At 68.9% G+C, this 24,431-nt stretch carries 24 protein-coding genes and 2 pseudogenes; 13 read left to right on the top strand and 13 right to left on the bottom strand.

Annotated elements, in window-relative coordinates; genetic code table 11:
- Positions 1-221: 221 nt before the first annotated feature.
- The 4 genes from GAS53_RS28125 to GAS53_RS28110 form a co-directional block, all read right to left on the bottom strand.
- Positions 222-2,405: an MMPL family transporter gene (locus GAS53_RS28125; RefSeq protein ID WP_151480507.1), complete on the bottom strand. Its 2,184-nt coding sequence runs from the start codon at positions 2,403-2,405 to the stop codon at positions 222-224.
- Positions 2,406-2,410: 5 nt separating this feature from the next.
- Entirely contained in the window at positions 2,411-2,626 is a 216-nt protein-coding gene (locus GAS53_RS28120) for a hypothetical protein (RefSeq protein WP_151480506.1), read from the bottom strand.
- Between the two features lie 145 nt (positions 2,627-2,771).
- A complete protein-coding gene (locus GAS53_RS28115) occupies positions 2,772-3,440 on the bottom strand; it encodes a response regulator (RefSeq protein ID WP_151480505.1) in 669 nt (222 codons plus the stop codon).
- Positions 3,437-4,603, bottom strand: coding sequence for a sensor histidine kinase (locus tag GAS53_RS28110; RefSeq protein ID WP_151480504.1), 1,167 nt, complete (start codon positions 4,601-4,603; stop codon positions 3,437-3,439). Before GAS53_RS28110 ends, GAS53_RS28115 begins: the two co-directional genes overlap by 4 nt.
- 783 nt (positions 4,604-5,386) lie before the next feature.
- Here GAS53_RS28110 and GAS53_RS28100 point away from each other — a divergent pair.
- Together GAS53_RS28100 and GAS53_RS28095 are read left to right on the top strand one after the other, a co-directional pair.
- Positions 5,387-5,584, top strand: coding sequence for a hypothetical protein (locus GAS53_RS28100; protein WP_151480565.1), 198 nt, complete (start codon positions 5,387-5,389; stop codon positions 5,582-5,584).
- A gap of 251 nt (positions 5,585-5,835) precedes the next feature.
- The gene (locus tag GAS53_RS28095; RefSeq protein WP_318723009.1) at positions 5,836-6,195 is read left to right on the top strand and encodes a zinc ribbon domain-containing protein YjdM; all 360 of its coding nucleotides are present in this window, start codon (positions 5,836-5,838) and stop codon (positions 6,193-6,195) included.
- A 519-nt stretch (positions 6,196-6,714) separates the two neighbouring features.
- Here GAS53_RS28095 and GAS53_RS28090 read toward each other — a convergent pair.
- Positions 6,715-8,316, bottom strand: a complete 1,602-nt coding sequence (locus GAS53_RS28090; RefSeq protein WP_151480503.1) for an MFS transporter — start codon at positions 8,314-8,316, stop codon at positions 6,715-6,717.
- 160 nt (positions 8,317-8,476) lie between these two features.
- Positions 8,477-9,529 carry an NAD(P)/FAD-dependent oxidoreductase gene (locus GAS53_RS28085; protein WP_151480502.1) on the bottom strand — a complete coding sequence of 351 codons (1,053 nt, stop codon included), beginning with the start codon at positions 9,527-9,529 and terminating at the stop codon, positions 8,477-8,479.
- 95 nt (positions 9,530-9,624) lie between these two features.
- On the opposite strand from GAS53_RS28085, the gene GAS53_RS28080 reads away from it, so the two are divergent.
- Both GAS53_RS28080 and GAS53_RS28075 read left to right on the top strand, forming a co-directional pair.
- Entirely contained in the window at positions 9,625-10,218 is a 594-nt protein-coding gene (locus tag GAS53_RS28080) for a helix-turn-helix domain-containing protein (protein ID WP_151480501.1), read from the top strand.
- Positions 10,219-10,310: 92 nt separating this feature from the next.
- Entirely contained in the window at positions 10,311-10,526 is a 216-nt protein-coding gene (locus GAS53_RS28075) for a lactonase family protein (protein ID WP_151480500.1), read from the top strand.
- 49 nt (positions 10,527-10,575) lie between these two features.
- Here the strand turns inward: GAS53_RS28075 and GAS53_RS28070 are convergent, their stop codons facing one another.
- The gene (locus GAS53_RS28070; RefSeq protein WP_151480499.1) at positions 10,576-10,968 is read right to left on the bottom strand and encodes a VOC family protein; all 393 of its coding nucleotides are present in this window, start codon (positions 10,966-10,968) and stop codon (positions 10,576-10,578) included.
- Positions 10,969-10,983: 15 nt separating this feature from the next.
- The gene (locus GAS53_RS57690) at positions 10,984-11,109 is read right to left on the bottom strand and encodes a hypothetical protein (RefSeq protein WP_263974171.1); all 126 of its coding nucleotides are present in this window, start codon (positions 11,107-11,109) and stop codon (positions 10,984-10,986) included.
- Positions 11,110-11,283: 174 nt separating this feature from the next.
- Here GAS53_RS57690 and GAS53_RS28065 point away from each other — a divergent pair.
- From GAS53_RS28065 to GAS53_RS28030, 8 genes and pseudogenes are all read left to right on the top strand, one after another.
- Positions 11,284-11,751, top strand: a pseudogene (locus GAS53_RS28065) (transposase); the annotation flags it as partial.
- Between the two features lie 70 nt (positions 11,752-11,821).
- Entirely contained in the window at positions 11,822-12,277 is a 456-nt protein-coding gene (locus GAS53_RS28060) for a hypothetical protein (protein WP_151480498.1), read from the top strand.
- Between the two features lie 226 nt (positions 12,278-12,503).
- Positions 12,504-13,025, top strand: coding sequence for a P-loop NTPase family protein (locus GAS53_RS28055; protein ID WP_151480497.1), 522 nt, complete (start codon positions 12,504-12,506; stop codon positions 13,023-13,025).
- A gap of 47 nt (positions 13,026-13,072) precedes the next feature.
- Positions 13,073-13,261, top strand: a pseudogene (locus GAS53_RS28050) (RNA-guided endonuclease TnpB family protein); the annotation flags it as partial.
- A 476-nt stretch (positions 13,262-13,737) separates the two neighbouring features.
- Positions 13,738-14,508: a DUF427 domain-containing protein gene (locus GAS53_RS28045; RefSeq protein ID WP_151480496.1), complete on the top strand. Its 771-nt coding sequence runs from the start codon at positions 13,738-13,740 to the stop codon at positions 14,506-14,508.
- A gap of 27 nt (positions 14,509-14,535) precedes the next feature.
- Positions 14,536-14,745 carry a hypothetical protein gene (locus GAS53_RS28040; RefSeq protein WP_151480495.1) on the top strand — a complete coding sequence of 70 codons (210 nt, stop codon included), beginning with the start codon at positions 14,536-14,538 and terminating at the stop codon, positions 14,743-14,745.
- A 462-nt stretch (positions 14,746-15,207) separates the two neighbouring features.
- On the top strand, positions 15,208-15,654 hold the full coding sequence (locus GAS53_RS28035; RefSeq protein ID WP_151480494.1) for a hypothetical protein: 447 nt from the start codon (positions 15,208-15,210) through the stop codon (positions 15,652-15,654).
- Between the two features lie 368 nt (positions 15,655-16,022).
- A complete protein-coding gene (locus GAS53_RS28030) occupies positions 16,023-16,478 on the top strand; it encodes a class F sortase (RefSeq protein ID WP_263974170.1) in 456 nt (151 codons plus the stop codon).
- A gap of 156 nt (positions 16,479-16,634) precedes the next feature.
- On the opposite strand, the gene GAS53_RS28025 is transcribed toward GAS53_RS28030, so the two are convergent.
- Positions 16,635-17,975 (bottom strand): S53 family peptidase, encoded by a 1,341-nt coding sequence (locus tag GAS53_RS28025; protein ID WP_151480493.1) that lies wholly within the window; start codon positions 17,973-17,975, stop codon positions 16,635-16,637.
- 582 nt (positions 17,976-18,557) lie between these two features.
- On the opposite strand from GAS53_RS28025, the gene GAS53_RS28020 reads away from it, so the two are divergent.
- Positions 18,558-19,649, top strand: coding sequence for a serine hydrolase domain-containing protein (locus GAS53_RS28020; protein ID WP_225859125.1), 1,092 nt, complete (start codon positions 18,558-18,560; stop codon positions 19,647-19,649).
- A gap of 262 nt (positions 19,650-19,911) precedes the next feature.
- Here GAS53_RS28020 and GAS53_RS28015 read toward each other — a convergent pair whose 3' ends face one another.
- From GAS53_RS28015 to GAS53_RS27995, 4 genes are all read right to left on the bottom strand, one after another.
- Positions 19,912-20,655, bottom strand: a complete 744-nt coding sequence (locus tag GAS53_RS28015) for a class I SAM-dependent methyltransferase (RefSeq protein WP_151480491.1) — start codon at positions 20,653-20,655, stop codon at positions 19,912-19,914.
- 477 nt (positions 20,656-21,132) lie between these two features.
- Positions 21,133-21,762, bottom strand: a complete 630-nt coding sequence (locus GAS53_RS28005; protein WP_151480490.1) for a maleylpyruvate isomerase family mycothiol-dependent enzyme — start codon at positions 21,760-21,762, stop codon at positions 21,133-21,135.
- 198 nt (positions 21,763-21,960) lie between these two features.
- Positions 21,961-22,944 (bottom strand): D-2-hydroxyacid dehydrogenase, encoded by a 984-nt coding sequence (locus GAS53_RS28000; RefSeq protein ID WP_151480489.1) that lies wholly within the window; start codon positions 22,942-22,944, stop codon positions 21,961-21,963.
- A 1-nt stretch (position 22,945) separates the two neighbouring features.
- Positions 22,946-24,397: an NAD-dependent succinate-semialdehyde dehydrogenase gene (locus GAS53_RS27995; RefSeq protein WP_151480488.1), complete on the bottom strand. Its 1,452-nt coding sequence runs from the start codon at positions 24,395-24,397 to the stop codon at positions 22,946-22,948.
- Between the last annotated feature and the right edge of the window lie 34 nt (positions 24,398-24,431).

Raw genomic sequence — 24,431 nt, 5'->3', positions numbered from 1 at the left:
GGAACCAACGATGCTCCTGCGAACGTGAGTTGAGGCTTCGAACGCCTCCCGCGACGGCGCCCAGTCGCCGCTGAACTCAACAGCCGTCCAGCCACAGCGCTCGGCTGGACACCCCAGCCGAGCGCTATGTGCGGACTCCTCGCCGCCCGATCGAACCGACCGCGTGAAGCGACGATCATTGGGATCGGCCTATCAGGGGGCCGGCTCTTTCGGGTGGGTCGTCAGCCTTCTGCGGGGCGTTCGAGCGCCACCTTGGGCAGCCGCCGGGCGAGCGGGGCGGGCATCCACCAGGCCCACTTGCCGAACAGTTGCATGACGGCCGGGACGATCAGGCAGCGGATGACCAGCGCGTCCATCAGGATCGCCACGGCGAGGCCGAGTCCGAATTGCTGGAGCATGCGGTCGGGGCTCAGCATGAAGGCTCCGAACACCACGATCATGATGGCTCCGGCCGCCGTGATGACCTTGCCGGTGGAGGCCAGTCCTTCCCGTACCGCGAGGGAGTGGTTCTTCGTTCGTTCCCATTCCTCGTGGATCCGCGAGACCAGGAACACCTCGTAGTCCATGGATAGCCCGAACACGATCGCGAAGATCAGCACGGGGAGGAAGGCTTCGATCGGCCCTGGCTGGACGCCGAACAAGCCGTGTTGGAACACCAGGGTCATGGCGCCGAGCGCGGCGGAGATCGAGAGCAGGTTCAGCAGGGCTGCCTTGATGGGGATCAGCACCGACCGGAAGACCAGCATCAGCAGCAGCGATGACAGCCCGACGACGACGGCGACGAACAGCGGCAGCCGCTGGGAGACCGTGTCCGCGAAGTCCTGGGAGGCGGCGGTAGAGCCGCCGACCAGGATCTCGGCACCGGTGTCGCGCTCCAGCCCCGGGGCCACGTCCTCGCGCAGGTGATGCACGAGATCGGTGGTGCCCGCGTCCTGCGGTGCTGTCGTCGGGTAGACGATCACGGTGGACAGGACACCGTCCTCGGAGGGCAGCGCAGGGCTGGCCGCGGCCACGCCTTCGACCTTGGTCAGCTCGGACTGCACGGCTTGGCCGGCGGCCTCGTCGCCCTGTGCCAAGACGATCAGCGGACCGTTGAAGCCCGGGCCGAAGCCCTCGGCGAGCAGGTCGTAGGCCTGCTTGGAGGTTGAGGTCTTCGGGTCGTTGCCCGCGTCGGCGAAGCCCAGGCGCATGCCCAGTGCCGGTGCGGACAGGGCCAGCATGGCGAGGACGGCGACCAGCAGCGCCGGCAGCGGACGGCGTTGCACAGCTGAGGCCAGGGCTCGCCAGCGGCGCCCTTCGGCCTTGCCTTTGGCCGCGGCCTGGGCCGCATGCTTCAGCACGTGGCGCTGGATGCGCTTGCCGAAGAACGCCAGCAGCGCGGGCAGCAGGACCAGCGAGGCTGCCATGGTGGTCAGCACGGTCAGTGCCAGGGCGAGGGCCACGCCCTGCAGCGAGCCGAGGCCGAGCGCGACCAGTCCCAGCAGGGCGATGATCACGGTGCAGCCGGCGAAGAAGACCGTGCGGCCGGCGGCGTCCAGGGCCTTGCTGGTGGCTTCCGCCGGCGCGGCGCCGTTGGTGAGTTCTTGCCGGTAGCGGTAGAAGATCAGCAAAGCGTAGTCGACGCCGACGCCGAGTCCGACGAGCATCGTGATGGGTGGCGTGAAGTCGGCGATGGTGAAGACGTGCGAGGCGAGCACGATCAGGCCGAGGGCGGTGCCGACTGCGAAGAGGGCGGTGATCAGCGGTACGGCGGCGGCCACCATGGAGCCGAAGAGCAGCCCGAGGATGACCACGGCGGCCACGATGCCGGCCAGTTCTGCGGTCGGGCTTCCCTTCTCCTCGGCGCCGCGCACGGCATCGCCGCCGAGCTCGACCTGGAGCCCGTCCGCTTCGGCACCCTTGGCGGTGTCGATGATCGCGGTGACGTCCTCCTTGGGCACTGCTTCGGCCTTGCCGTCGAGAGTCACGGTGGCGTAGCCGATCGTGCCGTCCTTGGACACGGCGGAGGCATCGGCGTACGGGCTGCGTACACCGGCGACGCTCGGCAGCCCTTTCACCTCGGCCAGCATCTTCTCGACAGCGGCCTTGCTGCCGTCGATGCCCTGGCCGTCCTTCAGCACGATCTCGACGCTGTCGCCGGCCTGGGCGGAGCCGTGCTTTTTGTACAGGTCGGTGGCGGCTTGAGAATCGGTGCCCGGCAGGGAGAAGTCGTTCTGGTACGCGGAGCCTGTGGCTTGCGAACCCAGCGTGACGGCGGCCAGGACGGCCACCCAGAGCAGCAGGGCGGCCCAGCGGTGGCGCTGTGCCCAGCCGGCCAGGGCGCCGAACCGGCCGACGCGTGGTCTATCTGGCCGGCCCGGTGCGGGCGGGGCAAGGGACACGGCTGCGCCGCGGGTGGGAGACATGGTGACTACCTCGGATTGAAGCGTGAGTGGCCTGGTGGCAGAAGCACGCCCACCACGGCGCCGCACAGCGCGGGCACGCCGATCGCCAGGGCGGTGAGCACGCCGCTGACCTCTACGCTCACGGCCTCGGCGGCCGCGACCAGCACAATTCCGGCGGCAGCCCCGACGAGCGCGCAGACCAGCGCAGAACTGGCCCGTGCGAGGAAGGTGGGTGCGTTCATGCCTTTGATCGTGCACGGGCGACAGGGTCGGAATCGTCAGTCTCCGGACGACACCGGGCGTACCCCAGCGGATGTACGCGACGTGGTACCGCAGGGGTAGCGCGCCAACTACGGTCTACGGTTCGCCGGGTTGAGCCTGGCGGGCCTAGTCCGCCAGCCAGCCTGGGCTGACCATTCCGGACTCGTACGCCAGCACCACGACCTGCGACCTGTCGCGCGCCCCCAGCTTCGTCATGATCCGGCTGACGTGTGTCTTCGCCGTCGACAGCGACAGTACGAGCCGCGCCGCGATCTCGTCGTTCGTGAGCCCTGCCGCCACCATCCGCATGACCTCGCGCTCCCGGTCGGTGAGGACATCGAGCCGGGGATCCGGCTCAGGGCCCTTCACCCGGCTCGCGAACTCGGCGATGAGCCGCCGGGTGACCGACGGGCTGATCAAAGCATCGCCCCGAGCTGCCACCCGCACCGCATGCAGCAACTCCTCCGGCCCCGAGTCCTTCACCAAAAAGCCCGTCGCTCCGGCGCGCAGCGCACCGTAGACGTAGTCGTCCAGATCGAAGGTCGTGAGGATGACCACCCTCACCGACGCCAGCTGCTCATCCCCGGTGATCACCTGGGAGGCTTCCAGACCGTCCATCCCCGGCATCCGGATGTCCATCAGGACCACGTCCGGCCTGAGTTCGCGGCAGACCGAGACCGCGGTTTGCCCATCCTCGGCCTCGCCCACCACTTCGATGTCGTCCTCGCCCTCCAGGACCGACCGGAACCCGGCCCGGACCAGCCAATGGTCATCCGCCAGCAGGACCCTGATCATCGGTCACTCCACTCCATCGGCTCTCCTGTGATCCCGTACGGCAGCCGGGCCCGCACCGCGAATCCGCCTTCCGGCCGCGGGCCCGCGGTCAGCTCGCCGCCCAGTGCCCGTGCCCGCTCCGTCATGCCGGTGATCCCGCTGCCGCCACCCGACCCGGCGGGGCGGGCCGCCGTGCCCCGGCCATCGTCCTCGACGGCCAGGGTCAGCTCCCGGTCGCCGTAGGCGATCCGGATCGTGACCCCTCCGCCGCGGCTGTGCCTGGCGGCGTTGGTCAGCGACTCCTGCACGATCCGATACGCGGCCAGGTCGACCGGGGCCGGCAGCGAGCGCTCCGCCCCGGTCCGCTCGATCCGCACCGCGAGCCCCGCCAGCTTCGCCGAGGCCACCAGCTCATCTGCCCGGGCCAACCCCGGCGCGGGGGCCCTGGGCGCGTCCTCGTCGACCCGGCGGAGCACGTCGAGGGTGGCCCTCAGCTCCCGCAGGATCTCCCGGCTGCCCACCTCGATCGCGCCGAGCGCCGCCTCGGCCTGGGGGGCGGGATCCTTCTTCAGCCGGTGCCGTGCCGCGCCTGCCTGCACGTTGATCATCGAGATGTTGTGCCCGATCACATCGTGCAGCTCTCGGGCGATGCGCAGCCGCTCCTCGGTCGCCCGCAGCCGCGCTTCCTCCTCGGCGTAGGCCACCCGGCTGTGCCGCCCGCTACCGAGAGCCACCACGGCGACCAGCCAGCCGGTGAGCATGAACACCGCCGTGCCGTTGATATCGCTGTTGCCCGCGAGGGTGCCCACGGACACGCCGATCACCATAGCCGCCGCCATGGCGACGGCCGGCTGCAGTCGGCCCTGGGCGGCGATGGCATACAACGCCACGATCGGAACGATGACCAGCGGGCCGTCGATGTCGCTCAGGAGGTAGTAGGCACCCGTGACCAGCACCGTGAACCAGCCCACCGCCACCGGATATCGGCGCCGGAACAACAGCGCCCCACACACCGCCGTGATCAGCAGCCAGGACACGACCAGCGAGGCCATCGAGTCCCTGCCGTGGCTCAGCCGCTGCCCCTCAGCGACGAGTGCCACCAACACGAACACCCCGATAGCCAGCGCGGCATCAGCACGGGCGCCACGAGGCGGCCGGAAACGGATCTGATCGAAGGACGGCATGGACCCATCTTCTCCGCAGTGCCGATCAAAGCAGGAGCCCCGTGGGAGAGTCCCGGTCTGAACTTCGTCATGTCCTGCGAGATATATGGCCGGAGCCATCAGCGATGTGCGGCCGGGGGTTCTGGTTCGGCCGTGGCCCCTGCCCGGCTGAGGGGGAGTTGGAGCGGGCCGGAGCAGGGCTCTTGCCGCTGGTGCCACGCGCAGTTGCTCAGCGGGCGTCCGGCCTCCTGCGCGCCCTGGGAGAGACCGACCGAGCCAGCCGGATGCCTGCCGCGGATCTCGCCCGCATCGCACGGCTGGAAGTCGTGGCAGATCTTCCGCAGAGCCCGGTGCAGCACGAATCGAGTGTCGGCGAACTCCGCGGCCGTCCTCACCCTGGAGCGGCAGCACCGAAAGGGCTCAGTGACGGCACCGTGCCGAAAATCCGATAGACCTGCACACCGTTCACTCAAAGGCCGCACGGAACATGAACACCTGTCGCTGCTGTGCCTGGGCCCAAGGAATTCGGCCTGAGAACATTGGCCTTGAGGCCGGGTGGCCGCTTTCGTGCGTGCGGCGGGAGCGGGCCATGTGAAGAAGTGGACATGCCCGGTCACCGAGCTGTCACGCCGGTGAGGCCGGTTTTCGGAGTGCGTCCCATTTGCGACTCGGGCGGCTGGCCGCCCTTTTGCCGGAGTGCTTTGATCCTGCGCGTGGCGTAAGACACCCGGAAGGCTTGCCGGTTCCGGGAATCGGACGAACGCCACCATTCCGCAATTGCTCATTCGAAGGGAACCGCGCGTGATGATCCTTGCCCCTCAGGTCGAAACAGCCGAGATGTCCGACGGCGACCTGGACAACGTCTCCGGCGGCCTCGCGGTCGCCGGCGCCGGCGGTCTCCACCTTGAGACACCGATCGCCGACGTCTGCGCCGACGTCCTGGCTGTTGCCTCTGCAGAGGGACTTGTGGCGGGCGCGAGCGTCCACACCACCTCGCTCTGACAGCACGTATGGCCGTCTGGGGCACCGGATCAGCTGATCCGGTGCCCCAGACGCATGCTGATGAGCGGCTGAACCGGCTGTACAAGACGCCGGACTTCTGCATGTCCCGGCGCTGAGCGTGCCGTTGCGGACTGGTCGTGACTGGGCGGACGGCCCGCGAAAGGAGTGGGCAGGCTCCGTCTTCGAGGGGTGCCATCCGCTGGTCCCTCGTCGCCGTCGGGACGGTTGTCCGGGCCGGATACGCTGAGGAGGTGATCGAGAATCTTCCCCCTTGCCCGAAGTGCTCCTGTGAGTACACCTACGAGATGAACGCCCTTGTCGTGTGCCCGGAGTGCGGCCACGAATGGGTTCCCGCCGAGAGCGGTGCGGAGGGCGGGGACGCCGTTGCGGAGCAGGTCATCAAGGACTCCGTCGGCAATGTGCTGCAGGACGGCGACACCGTGGTCGTCGTCAAGGCGCTCAAGGTCAAGGGCAACCCCTCGGGGATCAAGGCCGGCACCAAGGTACGCAGCATCCGGCTGGTCGACGGGGTCGACGGCCATGACATCGACTGCAAGATCGATGGTTTCGGGGCGATGCAGCTCAAGTCGAGCGTCGTCAAGAAAGCCTGATCCGCGACCGGTGGTGGATGGTCGGCCGCCCATCACCGGACTGCAGCCACCGCTGCCGGTCGGGGCCAGACCGCCACCACCCGCGCAGGCCCGTAGCAGCCGCGCGTCGGCGCGCAAGCAGGCATCCCGGTCCGCCGCGTCGTACTCCAGCAGCCGCACCTTCCCCGAGAGCAGCAACTCCCCGGCCGCCAGCAGGTCCAGCACACCGGGCGCGACGACCAGCGTGCCCAGTGCAGGCGGCGCCCGATTGCTCGTGCTGTCGGCGGTGGTTGACCTGGGACAGCTGGTAGCCCGTGAAAGGCGTGCCATGGCACTGGACGTCACAGCCGTATGACCTTCAGCTGAGGCTGGTGCGTTTGTCGGGCAGCGGCTGGTCGGGTTGGCGAATGGAGCCAGCGGGCTCCCACAGGTGTCTGTGGGAGCCCACCGGCCTTGACCTGCCTGTGGAGCGGGGTCATGCGGGCCGGGTGTGGCTCGCGTGCTCAGCCACCGGTTGGTGGCTCTCGCGGTGGTTCGGCGTTACGGAGCAGTCGCGTCGGCTGGTTCTGGTTCGTTCGCCGGTGTGCGAGTGGGGTGCTGTGGTCCTCGGGTGAGGACGTAGAGGAAGAGGGCGGCCATGACGGCGACTCCTGCCCACATGGCGTGCTGCCAGCCGTCGACGAACGACTCCTGGGCGGCACGGATCAGCGCCTGGGCATGGGGGCCGGCCTGGTTCGCGGCGTCGAGGGCGTTGGCGACGCCTTCGCGCGCGGTGTCGGCGGGGCCCTGGGGAACGCCGGCGAGTCGGGAGTCGATGGCGTTGCGGTAGCCGGCGGACAGGAGCGCTCCGAGCAGGGCGACGCCGAGCGCGGTGCCGAATTCGCGGGTGACGTCGTTGAGTGCGGACGCGACGCCCTGACGCTCTCGCGGGAGGGAACTGGTGATGGCCTCGGTGGAGGGTGTCATCGACAGGCCCATGCCGATGCCCATGGCGAGCATGCCGGGAAGGACGGACAGGTAGCCGCCGTCGACGGAGACGATGGCGGCCATGAGCGCCAGACCGGCTCCGGCCAGGAGGATGCCTGTGGCCATGGTCGCTCGGGGGCCGATGCGCGCCGTCAGCCGTGGGGCGAGGCCGGAGGCCATCATCATCAGCACGGCCATGGGCATCAGCGCCAGGGTGGACAGCAGCCCCGACCAGCCGAGGACGGCCTGGAAGAACGGGAAGAGAACCACGAAGATACCGGCCTGGACCCCGAAGACCGCCAGGAGTGTGATCGAGCCGCCGGCCAGAGCGCGCTCGCCGAACAGGCGCACGTCCAGGAGCGCGGCATCCCGGCGGCGCAGTTCCCAGACCATGAAGCCGAGCGCGGCGATGACACCGACGACCAGGCTGAGCAGGGTCGCGGGGGCCGTCCAGCCTCGCTCGGGCCCTTCCTGGAGGACGAAGATGAGCCCGACCACCGCGACGACGGACGTCAGCGCGCCGACGGTGTCAAAAGCATGCCCGGACGTCTCGCGGGAGTTGGGGACGGATCGCAGCGCCATGCCGAGGGCGACCATGACGAGTGCGACGGGCAGTACGAACAGCCACCGCCAGCTCGCCACATCGACCAGGGCGGCCGAGAGAAACATGCCCAGGACGCCACCACCGCCGGCCACACCGGTCCACACGCCGATCGCCCGCCCTCGTTCCTCCTCGGGAAAGGTCGAGGTGATGACGGCGAGGGTGATGGGCATGATCATCGCCGCGCCCACCCCGCTGAACAGGCGAGCGGCGAGCATCACCTCGGCCGACGGAGCCAGACCCGCCGCCGCACTGGCGACGCCGAAGACGGTCAGACCGGTGAGCAGCATGGGCTTGCGGCCGAAGCGGTCGCCGATGGCGCCGAGCGGCAACAGGAGTGCGGCCAGGCTCAGCGTGTAAATGTTGATGATCCACAGGATCGTGCTCTGCGAGGCGTCGAAGGCGACGGCGAGGTCGGGCTGGGCGACGTTGAGCCCGGACACCGAGGCGATGACGGCCATCAGCGCGATGCAGACGGCGATCAGGATCGTGCGACGCTGACGCGCGTCGGGCACGCCCTCGCCAGAGGCGCCGCTCGGATCAGCGCTCACCTGGGGAGGCTGGTTCGTACTCATGGATTCCTCTCAACAGGGCATGCAGATATCGGCGCCGGAGCAAAAACCGCAGCGCCAGGGGGGATAGGGGGATAGGGGCGGGCCCCGCCCTTCGCCTACGCGGTTGATGTGCGGCGGGCTGCGGGGCCAGTGAGTGCGCGGGCGGCGAGTGCGCGGGCGGTCAGGCGTGGGTGATGTCGCGCTGTGCGGCGGCGAGGGCGGCTTCGGTGTCGGCGGTGGCCAGGTCGGCATTCATGTGAGCCCCGGCCAGGGCGCCGGCCGCGGCGGCGGCGCCGACCTGGGCGGTCAGGTCGGTGGCGTTACCGGCCACCCACACGCCCGCGACCTCGGTGGTGCCGGCCATGCCGGTGGCGAAATGGCGGCCCATCCCGCCGGGCAGGTCCCGCATCGGCAGCCCCAGATCCTCCAGGCCCTCGGTACGCGCCTGCATGCTGGTCGCGACGGCGAGAACGCGCCGAGGCACGAGCTGTCCGTCCGTCAGGCGCACGCCTGCGATACCGCCGCCCCCGGCTGCCACCACCCGGTCGACGAGGGTGTCGACGACACGGATGTCGCGGGCGGCGAAGCGCGCCCGGGTGTCCTCGTCGAGTTGGGTGCCGCGGGTGAAGTAGACCAGGTCGTCGGTCAACTGGCGGAACAGCAGCGCATGGTGGACGGAAACCGGGCCCACGGCCAGGACACCGATGGGCTCGTCGCGTACCTCCCAGCCGTGGCAGTAAGGGCAGTGCACCACGCTGCGTCCCCAGTGCTCGGTCAGCCCGGGAACGTCAGGCAGCACGTCCCGCAGACCGGTGGCGACCAGGAGGCGGCGCGCGTACAGGGTGGTGCCTCCCCCGTCGGCTACGCCCTCACCGGCGGGGGTGCCCCCACCGGCCAGGGTGACAGTGAAGCGCGGATCCCCGTCAGCGGACGGATCAGCCGCAGCGGCCCCGATCACCTCTCCGGTTCTTACCGTGCCGCCGTAGCGGCGGACTTCTTCACGGCCCCGTTCCAGCAGCTCGGCTGGGGGAGTGCCGTCCAGGCCGAGTAGCCCATGCACGCCCTCGGCGGGCGCGTTGCGCGAGGTGCCGCTGTCGATCACGATGACCGAGCGGCGGGAACGGGCCAGCATCAGCGCGCCGTTCAGTCCGGCGGCGCCGCCGCCGATCACCACGGCGTCAACGGTCTCGCCCCGCACCTCGTCGGTCGCGTGCGCGGCAGTCGTCGCAGGCATGTCGTCGTCCCCTTAGCCTCGCTGCCCCAGTCGTTGTGGGGCCGAACACGAACGACGCTAACCGCGTCTTGCTGCAGAGGCATATGATGTTGCCTATGACGCAAGACAATGGTGAGCTGGACAGCCTGGTACGCAAACGCATCCGCGCCCTGCGCGTGGCCCAGGGCTGGAGCTTGGAGGAGCTGGCCGCCCGCGCCAAGGTCAGCCAGTCCACGCTCAGCCGTATCGAGAACGGCCAGCGCCGCCTGGCCCTGGACCAGCTCGTCACCCTCGCCCGCGCCCTGGACACTTCCCTCGATCAACTGGTCGAGACCGCCACGGACGACGTCATCTCCAACCCGATGATCGACGGACCCCGCGGGCTGATGCGCTGGCCCATCAAGGCAGAACCCGGCATGACCGTCGTACGCCAGCGCATGACCGACCCGCCGCCCGACAATCCCTCGCGCATGCGCGCCCACCCGGGCCGCGAATGGCTCGTCGTCCTCTCCGGCACCGCGATCCTGCTCCTGGGCAACCGGCGCTTCCGGATCGAGACCAACCAGGCGGCGGAGTTCCCGACGATGCTCCCGCACGCCATCGGCGCCGAGGGCGGACCGTGCGAGATCCTGGGCATCTTCGACCGCGACGCCCGCCGCGGCCACCAGCGCGGCGAGGACGCCGGAAAGGACGACCGCCCGTCACTATGACCGTTTGCGTGTTACGCGGTCCGGCCGGCCATCGCCTTGCACATTCCGCAACGCGCCAGGCCACACACGGACGGCCCGCTTAGCGCGGGCGCATGAACCAGCCCTCCCCGCACACAACGCACCACGGCGCGCACCATGTTCACCAGCACCAGCACGACAAGCCCGTCGGCTGGGTCTCCACCCAGGGCATCCGACCACGCCTCTTCGGACTGGAGCCCTCAGGGCAGCGGCTGTTCGCCACCAACGAGGTCAGGGAAGAAACGATGACGCCGACCAGGCGTGAACTCGGTGCATTCGTCTTCGCGTGAGCGTGGGTAGGCGACCCGACGTAGGTCCGGCGCGGTGTGCGGCCGCCGGTCAGGGGCGGCGGCCCGCAAGGACGCAGAACTCGTTCCCCTCCGGGTCGGCAAGCGTGACCCAGCTCTCATCGCCGGTCTGGCCGACGTCGGCGTGTCGAGCACCCAGGTCGAGCAGGCGACGGACCTCTTCGTCCTGCTCCCTGTCGGTTGGGTTGACGTCGATGTGGAGCCTGTTCTTGACGGTCTTTCCTTCGGGCACGCGCGCGAATGTCAACGCCGGTGGCACTGGGCCAAGACGGTTCTTGCCTTCAGGCACCACCATGGGCGAGTCAATGGTGACAACTCCGTCTTCTTCGTCTTGCACCTCGTAGCCGAGGACCGAGCACCAGAACCGGGCGAGACCGTGGGGATCGGTACAGTCGATCGCAAGCTCGGTGAACTTACTGGTCATGTCAGGACCTCCCGGTCACGTAGCGGGTCCGCCAAAGGCCACACGCTCCTCGCAGCGTTCGACGGCGAGAGCGTTGCCGTCGCCGATGGTGGCGCGGTGGAGATGTTCGTACGTCAGCGTGCCGAAGAACCGCTCGACCACGCCATTGTTTTGTGGGCTCCTCACCCGTGTGCGTACGTGACGCGACAGCGGGCCGTCGCCGGCGAACGCGTCAGCGAAGGTCACGCCACGCAAGCATGGCCCGTCGTCCGTCACGACAGCGACCGGAGCGGATGCCTCACTGATCACGTAGTCGTCGGCGTCGACGCGGTCCATCACGCCGCGGTCGGCGCGGTTGAGACCCTGAACGAGCAGGTCGCCGAGGTCGACCGGCTCATCGAGGCCAGGTTCCGGCCGCACGAGCTCGCCGGGATCGTGGCCGGCATGATCGGCATCGGTCCGCTGCTGGGTGCCGAGTTCCTCGCCGCGGTGGGCAACGACCTGACGGACTTCACCAGTCCGGACGGGCCCGCGGCGTTCGCCGGTCAGGCTCCGGCACCGCACGATTCCGGGAAGCTGAACGGCGAACTGCACCGGCCGCGCCATTGCCACCGGGGTCTTCAGCGCATCTTCTACATGTCCTCGCTGATGGGCGTGCGCTACGACCCCAACTCCCGGGCGTTTTACGACCGCGAGCGCGCCGAGGGCAAACGCCATACCCAGGCCGTGATCGCCTTCGCTCGCCGCAGAGTCAACGTCCTGTGGGCCCTGATCCGCGACGGCCGACTCTGCGAGATCGCCCCACGGCACACCGGTTGGGCTCTGCGTCGAAAACGAGGCGACGAGCCTTGTCCCCTCTCGGCAGACTGCGGACATGTCCACCGACGTGAGCGGAATGATCGAGTGCAGACCCTGGGCCCGGATCTGGGGAGAGGACGACGACGAGGACGCGGTATGGCACGCCGCCATTGACCTCTTCCTCCTCAATACGGGCAACGCCTATGACGCCCTCGCCTGCCTCTTTGGTGTCCGCAACTCCTTCGGTTTCCGGCCCCTGACCGAGGACCGCGGTCTGCCGGAAGACGCCTCGGACGGACTGCGGGACGCGTTCCACGCATGGGGCGGGCCACAGGACGCTCACGGAACGACATGGATCAGCTGGGCCGAGTTGGCAGCCGCCAACTGGGACGAGACCGATCGGTCCGGCACGCTCAGCCGACGTATGGTCGCCGGGCCGGGAACCCACTGGGCGCCGGTCTGGGACGTGATGCGGACGCTGGGCGAGCTGCACGGCCCAGAGTACGTGCGACTTGTGGTCTGGTTTGACTGATCGCGAAACTGGTTCCTGCCCCTCGACACAGCTCGACTGCTCCGTTGGAAAAGCCGGTAGCAGTGCTACGTGGCCGCAAAGGCGCCCCGGGTGGATTTGTCCTTGTGAGTCGAGATAGACGACATCTGATCTTGATGGTCGACACCACGCTGGGAAACGCCGAAGCCGTTCCGGATTTCCTGCCGCGCCCCTTCCCGCGGTCGGCACGGCGCTAGTGTCGGGTCTCATGATCGTATGGCTCAACGGCACCCACGGCGCAGGCAAGACGACGACCAGTGCTCTCGTGCAGCAACTGATCCCGGATTCAAGGGTCTTCGACGCTGAGAAGGTCGGCGAGACACTCATGGACATCACGCCGGGGCTGCCCGAGACGGACAACTTCCAGCACTGGCCGCCGTGGCGGCCGCTCGTAGTCGAGACCGCCCGCCGCGTACTCGACTACACCGGCGGCACTCTGGTGATGCCCATGACTGTCCTGGTCGAGCAGTACTGGCGTGAGATCAGCACGGGCCTCGCCCAACACGCCATCCCGATACGGCACTTCGTCCTCCACGCCGACCAGGACACCCTCCGCGGGCGCATCGAGGGGGACACTCTTCTTGGCCCCTCCCTATTCCGTCTCAAATACCTTGAGCCCTACGCCGAGGCGGCCCGCACGTGGCTACATTGCGAGGCCGAGGTCGTCGACACCACGCACCTCACGCCCGCCCAGGCCGCCCTGCAGATCGCAGAGGCCGTTAAGAGTTGAGGTCCGCCACGCGAAATACAGCCGCAGGTGGCAACAAGGAACCACGCCCGGGCAGCCGACAGAACCAGGCCACATTCGTGTGCAAGAACCCCAACTGCGGCTTCGCGGCGAACGCCGACTGGAACGCGGCCCGCAACATCTTGCACCTGTACCGGATCGGCCACGCGGCGATCCCGGCTGCCGGAAGGCGCAGTCGTCAGGCGCGGAAACGCGTCAAGCCCGCCACCGCAAGGTAGGCGGGAGTCTCCCGGCCTCAACCGGGAGAACGCTTCAAGCAGTCACCCAGCCCGAACACGTAGCTGTCAACGAGAACCTGATCCGACCGACTGACCAGACCCGCTGACCGGCTGCCCCAGGGCGATCCCCACAGCCCGTGTCGCGGCAGACCGCGGGCCGCTTCGCTGCTGACCCCACATGCCCACGTCTGATACCAGAAGCCGCGCCGTTCCCACCGACCTCATGTGCCTGGGTCGGGCAACCCTCTGAGGCCCCGGTGTTCATGACGTGAGCCGACCGCACACAGTGTGTCGTAATCGGTGTGTTGCCGGACCATGGATGTCACAACTACCGCCCCTGCTCTGTCTTGAGAGGTGAAGCCGAGAGAACAGAGGACACTGTGCGTGAGAGCCAGCTCTGGGCAGAGGCAGTCGCTGCAACGGACGCCGGAGTTGCCGGGCGTCGTGGTGTGGAACGAGTGAACCGAGGTAACCAGATGGCGGACGAGAGCGTGTTGCACCCGAGCCTGATTGTCCCGGTCGGGCACGTAGAGCCGGTGCCGCGGCGCATCCGGGGGATGATCGGCGGCCGCGTCGTCTTCGACACCCGGCGTGCCCTGTACGTGTGGGAGTGGCGCGCATATCCCCAGTTCAGCATCCCGGTCGAGGACATGGTCGAAGGTGTGCTGACCGACGACGACCACGCCGAACTGCGGGGCGCCGGGCCCGCGCGGCGCCACTCCCTGCGGGTCGGGTCCGAGGTCCGCGAGGGTGCGGCGTGGGTCTGGGACGACGGCGCCCCGGAGACTCTGCACGGCACCGTCCGTTTCAAGTGGGAGGCGCTCGACTCCTGGTTCGAGGAGGACGAACCGGTCTTCGTCCACCCGAGGAGCCCCTACTCCCGGGTGGACGCACTGCGCTCCTCCAGCAGCGTCCGCGTGGAGCTGGACGGGGTCGTGCTGGCGGACGCGCCGAACTGCGTGAAGCTCTTCGAGACCGGCCTGCTGACCCGCTACTACCTCGACCGCATGCACATCGACTGGACCCGGCTGCGCCACACGGACACGGTGACCCGCTGCCCGTACAAGGGGACGACGAGCGGCTACTGGTCGTTCGACAGCGACGTCGCCACCCACGAGGACATCCTCTGGGCGTACGACTTCCCCACGATCCACGCCAACCGCATCGCGGGCATGGCGGCGTTCTACAACGAGCGCGTCGACCTGTACGTCGACGGCACGCTGTTGCCACGGCCCACCGACTCGTAGAACGTGATTCGAACTCCCAGCCCAACCATGCAGGACGACAGCGCTGCTCCCAGCACCACGGCAACGGCCATGAAGCTGCCGGACGAGGTCAATTCGGCCGAGCCGGCGCTCATAGATACCGCCTCTGACTGTTCGGAGATGGGCCTGCTGCCGATGTCGGGCTCAGACGCCTCGCTCACCGAGAGGGCGCTGGACGAGATACACCCGCACCACGACGGCCTCGGCTGTGGACGGTGAGACGGGCGAGGTCTTCAGTGTGCGGCTCGATGCCGGGACGCACAACGTGCCGGCGTGGGTGGCCGCGCTCCCGCAGCCAGCGGTGGTGGCCTATGAGGCCGGGCAGACCGGGTTCGTGCTGGCGCGGGCCCTGGACGGGATCGGCATCCGCTGCGTGGTGGTGGCCTGTCGAAGAGGGAACGGCCCGCGGGCGACCGGATCAAGACGGACAAGCGGGATGCCCAGTGGCTGTGACGCTCTTGTCAGGTCCCTCGTTCGGAGTAGTGCGACGGGCTTCACTCCATGGGCTCAGGCGGTGCCTGCCGAGCAGCGATGCCTTGGCGAAGGGGCATCAAAGGTAACCAAATCGGGCATATGCGGGCCTGCGTGTGATGCCGGGCGGCGTTTGAGTCGATGGCAGAAGCGGTCCGAGTTGTGGCGCGCCATGTGCCGCGGCCGCTTCGTGATGGAGGAGGAACCCTGATGCGTTCGCTGAGGACAGCCATCGGCACCGCTCTCACCACCACCGCCCTTGTCGTCGCCGCCCCGGTCGCCGCGTACGCCGTGCCGATGGCACCGTCCGCGTGCGAGGAGGCCCAGTCGCAGGCCGTCGAGGCCGAGGACGACTACGAGGCTGCCAAGAAGCAGTACGAGGCCGGGGACACCTCGCTCAAGCGGCAGGTGGAAGAGGCCGAACAGAACGCCAATGCCCTTGCCTCCGAGGCCCAGCGGATATGCGGAGACCAGGTCGCGAACCCGACCGCTCCCGCCTCGAAGAAGCCCAGCGGCGCTATGCACACCGGTACCGGCTCCGCCAGCAGCGACCCGGTCGCCGTACCGGCCCTCGCAGTGGCCGGTGGCCTCGCCGTCGCGGCCGCAGCGGGCTTCGCCGTGCGCCGCCGGACCGGCACCGGCAGTCGCCGGCACTGATACCCGTACAAGCCCTGCGCCGTCCTGCCCGGAACGCGGTCCGGGCAGGACGGCACAAGGGGCATGGACGCCGTACGTGTTGACGCCGAGGCAAGGACAGGGTCGTGGACATGCGTGGTTGGGGAACTGAAGACGCACCCGTGTCCACCCGGCGAGCAGGAACCAAAGGCGGTGACGGGTGGCAGAGGACGCGGCAGCCGCGCGGGTTGAGGTTTCCCTGGGATGCCTGCCTGCTCATCGCCGCGATCGTCATGGTCGCTGTGACCGTTGTCGGACGTCCGCTCTCAGGTCCACCTCAGCCGGAAAACCCGCAGGCAAGCGGTACCGCAGCACTCGCGAAGAGCGGTGTGGAGAAGGCCGCGCCGCCGATGCCGGCATCCAGGCCCGTGCGCGTGGTCATCCCCGCCATCAATGTCGATGCGCCGCTGATGGGCCTGGAACTCGAGGACAGCGGACGCCTGGCCGCACCACCCGAAACCGACAAGACCCTGGCCGGATGGTGGGCCGAGGGCCCCGCACCCGGTGCCCAGGGCACCGCCGTCATCGCCGGACATGTCGACGTCCCCAGCGGCCCCGCTGTCTTCTACAACCTCGGCGCACTCGAACCCGGCATGACGGTTGACGTTCCGCGCGCAGACGGAACCACCGCGCACTTCACCATCGACGCCGTCGACGTCTACGACGCAGACAACTTCCCCGACGACAAGGTCTATGCCGACACCGGGCACCCGGAGCTTCGTCTCATCACGTGCGGCGGTGGCTTCGACACGAAGCGCGGGCAGTACAACGGCAACGTCGTCATCGCCGCACACCTCACCCACTGAGCCAGCGTGTGCTTCGCCCCGGCCCTGGCCCCCGGGACCGCTCGCCATGTCGTCACCGTGTCCTGGCAGGCCACGGCGTAGAGTCTGCCGCCGTCGACAGCAGCAAGGTGATCGGCACGGCTCAGGCGCAGGATCGTGCCGCACCTGCGCACGCCCTCAACTCTTCTGTGCCAGGGCCGGAACGAGTCGGGCGGCATCCACCGTGCCGAGTCCGCTGGCCAGGTCGTAACCCTCACCGGCCGGGAAGCCGCCCTCGCCGTTGATGCCGGAGGTGATGTCGATGACGCCGGCCCTCTCGCCGGCCCGGGGCGCCGGTGCCATGGAGTACAGGCGGGGGTTCACATGGCCCAAGCCCGTGCCCGTCTCCTGCGCGGCCAGCGCGACGATGCCTGCGAACAGAGGGGCGGCCAGACTGGTGCCGCCCAGCGGCTCCCAGGAACCGCCCTTGTCGGTGGTGATGTAGATCATCGTGCTGGCCGACGCCGAGGCGGATAGGGACACGTCCGGGACGGCCCGGCGGCCCTGGGCGGCATCGGCGACCAGCCCCTCGGCCTGGTAGTCGGGTCGGCCGAACACCGCGGACCTGCCGCCGCCGGGTGCGCCGACGCTGTCGTTCCACACCGTGTCCGGTGCCGTCCGGTTGCCGTTGTCGTCGAGGGAGAGGCGCGTGCCGCCGACGGCGGTGACATTCGGGTCGCTGGAGGGCCAGTCGACTGTGCGGACCTTGGTGTCGCCGCCCGACGCGTTCGGGTCGTAGACACCGCTGTCGCCCGATGACGCGACGACCGTGATGCCTTCCTTGTTCATCTCCCGGAAGAGTTCGGTGACCTGCTTGTACAGGCGATCGTAGCCTTTGACGTTCGGGCCCACTTCGGGGAAGCCCAGGCTGAGCGAGACCACGTCGGCTTTGTTGTCGGTGATGTCGCCCAGCACCTCGATCAGTTGCACGAGGGCGTCCGGGGAGATCTGGTCGTCGACGTCGTCGGGGTCGGCTCCCATCTGATGCAGAACCAGCTTGGCGTCGGGGGCCATGGCATGCGCCGCCTGGAGGTCCATGGTCACTTCCCGAGCACTGTTGGCCATGATGTCGTCGCTCCAGTCGAAGGGGGCCGCGGTCCCGGAGTCCGGCTTGTGGTTGACGATCTTCAGGTCCGCCTCAGGCAGCCCCGTCTTCTTGCTGAACGTCTCCAGATCCTTGGCGGCGTTGGGGGCCCCGATCGGGTCGATGATCGCGATGGTGCGGCCCCTGCCCGTGATGCCCTTCCTGGCCAGCTCGTCGATGCCGTACGCGGTGCGCAGCTGGTCGGCCGTGTAGCAGGCGGTCTTCGTCGCTTCCCTGCACCTCACCCGGTCGGCCTGCACCGAGCCCGCCTCAGACGTCTCCGCCACGCCCGCGGCCCTGACCTTCGATGTTTCGCTCGATGTGCAGCCGGCGGCCGCCACCATGGCTGCGGCTACGAGGGCCGAGACGGTCGCCTTGCCGCTGTGACGAGCCATACGGTACTCACTCCCAAACCCCGAGCCCGTGGTTCATGGAACAGGGCAGCCCGAGGCCGTGCGGGCGCCTGCGCTGCGCATGCGGATTCAGCCTCGCCCACCGGCATCGATCACGCCGTATGAGAGCGTCCGTATGGGCGGTGGGTCCAGGACGTGCCGTCCACGCGCAGGACCCATTCCTGCGTCGTGGCCGGCAGCGGCGAGTCCGTCAGCGTTCTGCCCGCCGACATGAAGTACTGAAGTACTTGAGGGCCTTGCCGGCCGTCGGGTCGGCGTAGTAGTTCAGGCGCGCGTCCATGGTGTGCTCCTCTGCGGTCGTCAGCCCGACGCGGCGGGGTGAGGAAAACCCCCGGCCGGATACGGCGACAAGCCCCATCGCGGCTGCCCAACTCCTCCAGCAAGCTGCTTGCGTCCGGGGCGGACCGCACCGTGGACTCTGATGAGGAGACTGGCTGTGACAACGGCTGTAGCGCATTCCAGGGCGTGGGGCAGTAGCGGGCGCATGGCCCCCTGCTCCGTGAGGGTCGTCCTTGACGAACCGCTCACCGGGCGGACGGGATGAAGCGAGTACATCGGGCGCTGGTGACCGCGACGACAACCTTGGCGGTGATGGCGGCGTCGGCCGCTGCCCTTGCCACGCCCGAGGATGCGGATCGCGCCGGGCTGCAGCAACGCCTCGACGACGTCGTAGCCACCGGCGCGGTGGGCGCGCTGGTGGAAGTACGTGACGAACACGGCGTGTGGCGAGGCACCAGCGCGGTCGCCGAACGGGGTACGACGCGGGCGGTCCCGGTCCACGGCCACTTCCGGGTGGGCAGCATTACGAAAACGTTCGTCGCCACCGTCGCTCTGCAACTCGTCGGGGAAGGCCGGCTGCGGCTGGACGACACGGTCGAAGCGTGGCTGCCCGGGGCCGTCCCCAACGGTGATCGCATCACCGTGCGGCAACTGCTCAACCACACGAGTGGGTTGTACGACTTCAAGCGCACGCTGCCGATGCCCCCGGATCCTGAGTTTATGGACAACCGGTGGCGGACCTGGACGGCAGCCGAGCAGGTTCGGCGCGCGGTGGCCAACCCGCCGTCGTTCGACCCGCCGGGCTCGGACTACGCGTACTCGAACACCGGCTACCTGCTCCTCGGCCAGATCGTCGAGGAGGTGACCGGCCGGTCGTACGGCGAGGAGATCGAGCGCCGGGTCATCCGGCCGTTGCGGCTGCGCGACACCTCGCTGCCGGGGACGTCCCCGCGCATTCGCGGGCCGCATCCGCACGGCTACGTGCCGATCGAGCAGGACGGCAGGACGCGCCTGGTCGACTACACGGAGATGAATCCGTCGGTGATGGGCGCGGGTGGCGAGATAACGTCCACGACAAGGGATCTCAACCGGTTCATCGCCGCACTGCTCGGCGGACGCCTCCTGCCGGGGCACCTGCTCGACGAAATGAAGACACCAGGTGTCGGGGGCAGGAAGTACGGGCTGGGGCTGGCCTGGCAGGACACCTCGTGCGGGGTCCGTGTGTACGGCAACGACGGCGATGCCCTGGCGTACCAGTCCTGGTCGTTCTCCACGCAGGACCGGCGCCGCCAGGTCACGGTCGCGCTCACCCCCGACTTCCGCGCAGACCCCGACGACGTCGTCGACGCGCTCCTGGACAAGGCCTTCTGCGACTGACCGGTCGCCGTCTCCCGGCGGGACGGCTTCGCCCGGCTCGACAACGGTCGGCTTCCAGGCCGGAGGTGCGCGGGGTCGAGCCGGTCGCGGCAGACCCGCCTGAATGTCTCCGCGAGTTCGCGATGCCTGTCCGCTGCAAGCCTCGCCTAGTCCGGGCTGATGGTCGATCCAGGCATGAGGCCCAGGCGTTCGACCGTCTCCGCAATGGGCAGGTGCGAGATGGGTTGTCGTTGGCAGCCGTTCTTTGTGTCACGTGCGTGGGTCAGAGGTCGGTCACCAGGAGCCGGTAGCCGACGTCGATGGATTCGAGCGTGAGCAGCTCGGCGTGACGGGCGTGCCAGCGGCCGGTCGTCAGGTCGTCCGCGAGCCGGGTCAGGCCCGGCCTGATGACGTCCTCGCCGGTCTGGGCGAGCATGGAGATCCCCGCGCGTACCTGCGGGTCGAGGTAGGCGTGGGGGCGGCGCCAGAATGCGGCGCCGAATCCGTCCGTGCAGTCGTGGGGGACCAGAACCGGTTCTTGGCGCGCCCCGCCGAGCATGTCAACCAGCTGGTCGGTCGGGATGGAGCGGGTGTCGTCGAACGCGGCTGCCTCGGGGAGGTACTCCCGTACGAGCCAGAACCGTTCGCGGAAGATGTCCTGATCCCACGTCAGGACAACGACGCTGCGCCGGGCTACTCGGCGCAGTTCTCTGATTCCGGCCGCCAGGTCGGACCAGTGGTGGACAGTCAGCACTGCCATGACGGTATCGGCGGCGTTGTCAGGCAGCGGGAGGTGTTCTGCGACCGCCCGCACAGCGGGCGCGGATCCGGGCGGACGCTGGGCAAGCATGACCTGGCTGGGTTCGACCGCGAGGACCGTCTGCGGCGGTTCGTATGAGCCGCTGCCCGCTCCCACGTTGATCACGTCTGTGACGTTCCCGAGTGCAGCGTGGATTCGCGCGGCGATCCGCGGATCAGGCTGTCGAGTCCGGGCATATGTTGCGCCGAGCGTGTCATAGGTGGCCATGCTGGTCAGTATGGTCAGCGGGACGGTCCGAGGCTCGCCCATGCGTAACAGCATGTCTCGATCGGTACGCCCAATCTGGGGCGATGGCCCTGCAGCCCGGTCCGGGGACCTGCCGTGATCATCTCGACTCGTTCCATGGTGGGAGGCAAGAGATGGCGATACTGCTGCCCGATGGGCTGGCCACGTCGGCGCTCGTCGTCGATACGGACGTTCTGGACAGAAACGTCTCGCGGATGGCCGAAGCTTCGCGGACCAAGGGATTCGCCCTACGTCCGCATGCCAAGAACCCGATCAGGCCCTCGGCGGTGAGAACGCCCGTCGCAACGCGCGAGATTACGAACCCCTCCCGCAGCATTCCGAGGCTCACCGGAACTGTCACTCATCACGCTGATGACCAAGCGCATGACCCGCAAAGGCATCCGAACCGACAGCTGGGACAAGAAGTCCCAGCCCGCGAGCTGAACCCGCAATCCAGCGTCACCGGTCCTGTGCCACGAGCGCGGCGATTCCCGGCCCGTCAAGCTCCTCCAGCGCCACCCGTCGCCCGGAGACGGCCAGCAGCAAGGAAAGCGCGGGTCCCCTGACTTCCGGACCGTCTCCGATGCACAGGTCGGCGTCCACTGCTGTGAGCCGGACACGGGCTGTCAGCTCCTTGGCTCCGCCGAAAGACGCAGGAGTACGAGCCTGCAGGCGCAGCGATCGGGCGACAGCCTCCGGCGGGTAGGAGCGGGTGAGCCCCAACGGCCTGCGGATGTCCTCACCGTGGACGACTTCCTCGACGAACCGGCTGTCCAGGGGTGCCGGAGGGGTCGACCTCCGCGACGCCACCTGACGAAGCCGCTGCAACGTCTCCTGCGGTGAGGCGCCACGCTCGCGTTCCACACCGCGTGCGTTCTGACGGTGGAAGTCGAACCGGTCCCGGACAAGGCCGACCACGAAACCAATGCGTGTCGTCCGAGCCGTGTCGACCAGATGGGCGGCCACGTCATGCACGGTCCACCCCTCACACAGCGACGGCTGCCCCCACCGCTCGTCATCAAGGTGCGCGAGGTCATCGATCAACGCCGCACGCTCCGCATGCACCATCGGCCAGACACCGTTGTTCATTGGCTTCTCCTTCGCTCAACCACCAGCATTCGCCCCCGTAGGACTCCCGGCACCGCGGGAACTCATCGCTCGGTGAGCGTGACCGGGACCACCGGGTTGGGCGCACGCAGCGCCGCATCCCGGACAGCGGCGACGCACCCGAGTAGCACGCCGCCCCGGCCGGTAGGAGTTACCGGCCGGGGCGCTTGCTACTCGCCCTCAGGCGGGGTGCGTCTCGTCGACCACGTATCCGCGCCGCTTGTCCACCACGTTGCGCAGCGGTCGGCCCTCCATGTGCCGGGTGAGGTTGTCGAGGAACACCTCGACGAGCGCATCCCGCTCGCTGGTGGTCTCGCCCGCCGTGTGCGGGGAGATCATCACGCCGGGCATGTCCCACAGGGGTGATTCGGCAGGCAGCGGTTCCTGGGCGAACACGTCCAGGGCTGCGCCGGCGAGCCGTCCGGCGGCGAGGTGGTCGACGAGCGCCTCCTCGTCGACGAGTCCGCCCCGGCCTACGTTGATCAGTCGCGCCCCCGGCTTCATGGCGGCGAGCACGGGGGCGTCGACCATGCCCCGGGTGTCCTGGGTGAGGGGTGCGGACAGGACGACGTAGTCCGCTTCCGTCAGGGCGGAGCGCAGGGTCGTCGCACCGTGGACCGTGCCGAAGTCGGGGTCGTCCGTGCGGGCCTTGCGGCCCGCGCCGCACACACGCATCCCGACGGCGCGCAGCAGCCGGGCGATGGCCCGGCCGATCGGCCCCGTCCCCCAGACCAGCACGGTGCGTCCGGTGATGCCGTCGCTGGGGCGCGGACGCCACTCGCGGCGCTGCTGGTGCTCCCAGGTGCCGGGGAAGTCCTTGGCGAGGGCGAGGATCAGGCCGAGGACGTATTCGGCGGTCGGCTGGTCGTAGACCCCGCGGGCGTTGGTCAGGACAACGCCCGGATCGTTCACCAGGGCGGGGAACAGGAAGGAGTCCACGCCCGCGGAGGACGCGTGGACCCAGCGGGGTGCCTTCTCCGGGTCGTCGGGCCAGGCTTCGCGGATGGCGGGGGTGATGGTCACCCAGGCCAGGAGGGCGTCGGCGCCGGGGAGGAGGTAGGGCAGTTCCTCCTCGGTGGCGTAGACGGTGTCCGCGAGGCGTTCGATGAGTCCGGTGGCGGGGGGCCGGTTGCCCCGGTAGAGGACGACGAGTCGGTCGGGCATGTCAGGCTCCGACGGGGACGGCTATGTACTTGTACTCCAGGAACTCGTCGATGCCGACGCGTCCGCCTTCGCGGCCCAGGCCGGACTGCTTGACGCCGCCGAAGGGGGCGGCGGGGTTGGAGACCAGTCCGGTGTTGAGGCCGATCATGCCGCTTTCGAGGCGTTCGCTGACGCGCAGGGCGCGGTCGAGGTTCTGGGTGAACAGGTAGGCGGCCAGGCCGAATTCGGTGTCGTTGGCTGCGGCTATGGCCTCGTCCTCCTCGTCGAAGGTACGGATCGCGGCGACCGGGCCGAAGATCTCCGTGTCGATGATCGCCGACTCGGGGGCGATGTCGGTGAGGACGGTGGGCGGGTAGAAGCAGCCCGGCCCTTCGGGGAGTTCACCGCCGGTCAGGACGGTGGCGCCGCGCTTGACGGCGTCCTGCACCAGGTCGTGGGCCTTGCTGCGGCCGGCGATGTCGATGAGAGGGCCGACGTCGGTGCCGGGTTCGGTGCCGTCGCCGACCTTCAGGGCGGCCATGCGGGCGGTGAGGCGGGTGGCGAACTCCTCGGCGACGGAGGTGTGGACGTAGATGCGGTTGGCGGCGCAGCAGGACTCGCCCATGTTGCGCATCTTGGCGACCATCGTGCCTTCGACGGCCACGTCGAGGTCGGCGTCGTCGAAGACGATGAGGGGGGCGTTGCCCCCCAGTTCCATCGAGGTGCGGATGACGGTGTCGGCGCACTGGGCCAGCAGGATCCGGCCGACCTGGGTGGAGCCGGTGAAGGAGAGTTTGCGGATCTGCCCGCCGCGCAGGAGGGGTTCGACGACGCCGGCGGCGTCGGTGGTGACGACGATGTTGAGCACACCGGCCGGCAGACCCGCTTCGGTGAGGATCTCCGCCAGGGCGAGGCTGGCCAGAGGGGTCTGAGGGGCGGGTTTCAGGACGATGGTGCAGCCGGCGGCGAGGGCAGGGCCGATCTTGCGGGTGCCCATCGCTAGGGGGAAGTTCCAGGGGGTGATGAGCAGGCAGGGGCCGACGGGCTGACGGGTGACCAGCAGACGGTTCTTGCCGTCGGGGGCGGTGGTCAACCCGCCGTCGATACGGACGGCTTCCTCGGAGAACCAGCGGAAGAACTCGGCCGCGTAGGCGACTTCGGCCCGCGCCTCGGCCAGGGGCTTGCCCATCTCCAGGGTCATCAGCAGCGCGAGGTCCTCGGTGCGCGCGATGATGATGTCGTAGGCGCGGCGCAGGATCTCGCTGCGCACCCGGGGCGCGGTGGCGGCCCAGGCGGCCTGCGCGGCGACCGCCGCCTCGACGGCACGCCGGCCGTCGGCGGGTGAGGCGTCGGCGACCTGGCACAGTTCCTCGCCGGTGGCCGGGTTGTCGACGGACAGCGTCCGGCCGGACTCCGCGTCCTGCCAGCCACCGCCGATGAACAGCTGCTTGGGAACATCACGGACGACAGTCATCGTGGGTATCTCCTTCTGTATGTGTAGTAGGGGG

This window comes from Streptomyces albicerus, from assembly GCF_008905045.1.
GTDB classification, from domain to species: domain Bacteria; phylum Actinomycetota; class Actinomycetes; order Streptomycetales; family Streptomycetaceae; genus Streptomyces; species Streptomyces albicerus.
This window is presented reverse-complemented; position numbering and strand designations above follow the sequence as displayed.

Coding starts and splice junctions, on each gene's coding strand:
- GAS53_RS28125 (WP_151480507.1), bottom strand. CDS start 2,405: ATGTCTCCCACCCGCGGCGCAGCCGTGTCCCTTGCCCCGCCCGCACCG.
- GAS53_RS28120 (WP_151480506.1), bottom strand. CDS start 2,626: ATGAACGCACCCACCTTCCTCGCACGGGCCAGTTCTGCGCTGGTCTGC.
- GAS53_RS28115 (WP_151480505.1), bottom strand. CDS start 3,440: ATGATCAGGGTCCTGCTGGCGGATGACCATTGGCTGGTCCGGGCCGGG.
- GAS53_RS28110 (WP_151480504.1), bottom strand. CDS start 4,603: ATGCCGTCCTTCGATCAGATCCGTTTCCGGCCGCCTCGTGGCGCCCGT.
- GAS53_RS28100 (WP_151480565.1), top strand. CDS start 5,387: ATGATCCTTGCCCCTCAGGTCGAAACAGCCGAGATGTCCGACGGCGAC.
- GAS53_RS28090 (WP_151480503.1), bottom strand. CDS start 8,316: ATGAGTACGAACCAGCCTCCCCAGGTGAGCGCTGATCCGAGCGGCGCC.
- GAS53_RS28085 (WP_151480502.1), bottom strand. CDS start 9,529: ATGCCTGCGACGACTGCCGCGCACGCGACCGACGAGGTGCGGGGCGAG.
- GAS53_RS28080 (WP_151480501.1), top strand. CDS start 9,625: ATGACGCAAGACAATGGTGAGCTGGACAGCCTGGTACGCAAACGCATC.
- GAS53_RS28075 (WP_151480500.1), top strand. CDS start 10,311: ATGAACCAGCCCTCCCCGCACACAACGCACCACGGCGCGCACCATGTT.
- GAS53_RS28070 (WP_151480499.1), bottom strand. CDS start 10,968: ATGACCAGTAAGTTCACCGAGCTTGCGATCGACTGTACCGATCCCCAC.
- GAS53_RS28060 (WP_151480498.1), top strand. CDS start 11,822: ATGTCCACCGACGTGAGCGGAATGATCGAGTGCAGACCCTGGGCCCGG.
- GAS53_RS28055 (WP_151480497.1), top strand. CDS start 12,504: ATGATCGTATGGCTCAACGGCACCCACGGCGCAGGCAAGACGACGACC.
- GAS53_RS28045 (WP_151480496.1), top strand. CDS start 13,738: ATGGCGGACGAGAGCGTGTTGCACCCGAGCCTGATTGTCCCGGTCGGG.
- GAS53_RS28040 (WP_151480495.1), top strand. CDS start 14,536: ATGCAGGACGACAGCGCTGCTCCCAGCACCACGGCAACGGCCATGAAG.
- GAS53_RS28035 (WP_151480494.1), top strand. CDS start 15,208: ATGCGTTCGCTGAGGACAGCCATCGGCACCGCTCTCACCACCACCGCC.
- GAS53_RS28030 (WP_263974170.1), top strand. CDS start 16,023: ATGCCGGCATCCAGGCCCGTGCGCGTGGTCATCCCCGCCATCAATGTC.
- GAS53_RS28025 (WP_151480493.1), bottom strand. CDS start 17,975: ATGGCTCGTCACAGCGGCAAGGCGACCGTCTCGGCCCTCGTAGCCGCA.
- GAS53_RS28015 (WP_151480491.1), bottom strand. CDS start 20,655: ATGGCCACCTATGACACGCTCGGCGCAACATATGCCCGGACTCGACAG.
- GAS53_RS28005 (WP_151480490.1), bottom strand. CDS start 21,762: ATGAACAACGGTGTCTGGCCGATGGTGCATGCGGAGCGTGCGGCGTTG.
- GAS53_RS28000 (WP_151480489.1), bottom strand. CDS start 22,944: ATGCCCGACCGACTCGTCGTCCTCTACCGGGGCAACCGGCCCCCCGCC.
- GAS53_RS27995 (WP_151480488.1), bottom strand. CDS start 24,397: ATGACTGTCGTCCGTGATGTTCCCAAGCAGCTGTTCATCGGCGGTGGC.